This is a genomic window from Flavobacterium sp. Root186 (genome assembly GCF_001428525.1).
In the GTDB taxonomy this organism is placed as follows: domain Bacteria; phylum Bacteroidota; class Bacteroidia; order Flavobacteriales; family Flavobacteriaceae; genus Flavobacterium.
This window is the reverse complement of the sequence record NZ_LMHW01000007.1, coordinates 1-3,708: the sequence shown is the minus strand read 5'-3', so window position 1 is coordinate 3,708 and position 3,708 is coordinate 1. Positions and strand designations below refer to the sequence as shown.

1 protein-coding gene is annotated in these 3,708 nt (G+C 33.2%); it reads right to left on the bottom strand.

The features are described 5' to 3' along the window. Window positions 1-845 precede the first annotated feature (845 nt). Window positions 846-1,985 carry a hypothetical protein gene (locus ASD98_RS03485; protein WP_128414778.1) on the bottom strand — a complete coding sequence of 380 codons (1,140 nt, stop codon included), beginning with the start codon at window positions 1,983-1,985 and terminating at the stop codon, window positions 846-848. Between the last annotated feature and the right edge of the window lie 1,723 nt (window positions 1,986-3,708).

The window sequence follows — 3,708 nt, the reverse complement described above, 5'->3', positions numbered from 1 at the left end:
ATAAAACAGTCTGCATCCTTTTGTTTGTCTACTTTATAGAAAGTATTATTTTTCATATCTATATAATTTTTGGTATAAATCACATTGTATTTTATGGCACAAAATTACTTCGGGATCAAAACCTAAGTAACCCGTTGAAGTCTTTAGTGTATTACAATAGGATTAAATACTGTTGCTTCTTTATTCGTAACCAATTACATATCAGAATCATACAGATTACCTGTATTTGATTCTCCTGTTGTTAGGGTGCAAAAATCCTGTTTAATAACTTTTTATCCTGCCCATAAAAGTTTATAGCATTACAGATTAAGCCATTTATATATTTTGGTTTGAATAGTAAATCATAGTTTTATACACTAACCTTTATGGAATTGCTTTTATTAATTATTAAAAAAGTAATAAGCTAATAATAAAAAAAAACAATTATGGGTTTGTTGTTTTTTTTAAACCTAAAAAAGAGTTTAAACAAAAAAAAGAGAAAGCATAAACTTTCTCTTTTTTAAGAAAAAAAATACCAAAAATATTATTTTTACTCCCCTAGAAGTAATGAAAAATAATATGCAAATATCTATTTTACAAAACACTGTAATACCCATTAAAAGTTTAATAACAAGCAGATAAGGCTATTTTTAAATCTTAGATAATTTGATTTTTTTTTCTAAATTAGATAAGGAAAAAATATAAGGTTAATTTTAGTAATTCATCCTTACTATTCTTAAATAAATAGTTGAAGCAATTAGTATAGTTTCAAAAATACAGTAACAAAAAAAGCGATAACTTTCGTTACCGCTTTTAAAAAGTTCATTACAATAATGAATCAATAATCTCTATAACTTACCAGTAAATTATTTAATTCTTTTTACAGAACAGAAAGTAACTGGTGCATTCGCATAAAAAGATGATCTGATAACATTACCTGAATTCGCTACTGGAAATATTGCTCTAAAAGAATAAGTTTTTCCTGTCTCTAAATAGGCGGCCGCCGTAATTACTATCGTAGTAAAATCATTACCAGTACCTCTGGAGGTTAAATCACCTGATCCCAATGCAAGCCATTTAGCATCTGTATCACAATATAAACCCATTGAAGGATTATTACTAGCTTGACCGCCTAATGTTGTAAAAAACTGTGCATTTATATTAACCAAATAATAACCAGTTCCTGTAACCGTAAAATTATTACTAGTCGAGTTTGCTGAATAAGTTCTTTTATTATCAATAATTACAGTGGTTAAATTACCAATCTGAGCCTGAACATTTGCATTTGGAGCAGCAAAATTTGAAGTCATCATTACCGCTATTTCCTGAGCTATTTCTAACTGACCATTTACCGCTATTACGGTTCCATTATCAGTAGGTACAATGTTAGGAACTGCTGCTGGTGCTTTCCAAACTATATTACCACTTGTATCAGTCGATGTGGCCACATATCCTGGTTGTGGTCCAACTCCATCAGTACCTTGCCAAATTTGAGCATTAATTAATGATGTTTTTCTTGTAGATTCGTTAATAGTTAAATCATTTCCTCCTTTCAATCCATTGTATATCCCCAAGGCTCCAGCATCTTTATAAAAAGAGAAAGTATTATTGTTTGCAGCAGTTCTATCTCTAAAAACGATATCATTACGGTTCATATTAAGACCTTGAGTAGCTGTATGATTACCAAGGTTATCTCCTACACTAGCTCTGGATATTGATTTTAAAACACCGTTTCCATCTATTACTAATACATTATCGGTTGCCGCACCAGCCTGCAAACCTTGTATTGCCAAAGTATAAGCAGAAGTGGTTATCAAAGTTGAAGGTTTCAATAAAGCTCCTCCTAACTGAATATTACCGTTTGATGCAGTTAATCCGTTATCTGCTTTATTAAGAACATTAGGATTAATAGTTATTTTTTTACCATTTATTGTAGCTACTGTCTCTGTTTGTGCCATCAGAAACCCTCCTTGAACTAATAATAGTACACAAATTATTTTTTTCATTTTTTACATTTTTTTTTAAACATCTATTACAGTATTGTAGTAAGACTAGACAATGTCAATTTGTAAGTCTTCATATTGTTTCATTAAAATATTTAGCTCGTATCTAGTAAAAATCAAAAAGCAACAAGCTAAATGTTATTCTCTGAAAATCTATAATATTAAGAGGCCGCACATTCTTGATAAAAAGAATATGCAGCCTTCTTAAAAAAAGTTCAATATTATTTTAAATAATCAATCATAATATTATCACCCACCATTAAGGCGTAAGAACCATTATTTGCACTATTATAAGTTAATACGTTACCACTAACCGATATAGCGTCTTTATCAATTCGAACTCCGTTTATGTACAACTTAACTTTAGACAAAGTCGAAGGTGTTGCAGTTAGAGTAAAACTAGTCTGCCCTGCTGTAGCTGTAAATTCATCTATAGCTTGTTGAGGAATTACACCATTCATAACGGTTGATGCAGGTTTCCAAACTACATTACCATTTGTATCTGCCGCTACAGCTATAGCACCTAATTCTGGTGCAGCTCCATCAGTACCTTTTGCAATTTGTGCAGAAGTTACTGTTGTTTTACCTGTAGTTTCATTAATAATCAACTCATTTGCAGCTCGTGCTTCATTATACAGACCAAAATTACCATTGTCTTTATATGCGATAAATGATTTTGTATTTTGAGTATTTCTATCTTTAATATTAGCTGCGTATGATACAATAGCTGTACTCATGTTTGCAGTATTAATATTATTGATGTTTTTATTATTCATATCTAAATCCTTTGTAGCAATATGATTACCAAGGTTATCTCCAGTTATTGCTAACGCTGACGCATTTACCCATGTTGGTGCATTTCCGCTTCCTTTAGAGATTAAGACCTGACCATCAGTACCAGAATTACCTGCTGTAGTTGCTGTTCCTCCAACTTTTAAATCTTTATTAAGAGTCATATCACCAGCTACATGCAATTTACTTGCTGGTGCGTTACTGCCAATACCTAGGTTACCTTGTCCGCTTAAACGCATAACCTCTGCTTGAGTTGTTCCGGCTCCACTGTAATTTGACCATGCAAATTGTCCGGCTGAATTTCCTTTTGAACCTGTTACAGTGTTTAATGNGCATTTCCGCTTCCTTTAGAGATTAAGACCTGACCATCAGTACCAGAATTACCTGCTGTAGTTGCTGTTCCTCCAACTTTTAAATCTTTATTAAGAGTCATATCACCCGCTACATGCAATTTACTTGCTGGTGCGTTACTGCCAATACCTAGGTTACCTTGTCCGTTTATACGCATAACCTCTGCTTGAGTTGTTCCGGCTCCGCTGTAATTTGACCATGCAAATTGTCCGGCTGAATTTCCTTTTGAACCTGYTACAGTRTTTAATGTCCAGCCAGCTAAATGCTCTATACGTGCAGCATCGRCATTATTAAGGAATTGCACTTTACTTCCGTCAGCAGCTCCAAAATTGATCACATTAGTATTCATATCCAATGCCTTCGTAGCAATGTGATTTCCAAGGTTGTCACCTACAGCATCTTTCCAAGTTGCAGATCCAGCACCATTTGAGCTTAAAACTTGTCCTGCTGTACCACCTTTAATATCTAAAGCGGTTGCAGCTGTTAATAATTGACCACCGCCAGTTACTGTTAACGCACTGTTTGCTGATGTAAGATTATACAATGAACCTGTATTGAATGTTCCTGTTGCTCCAGTTGCTCC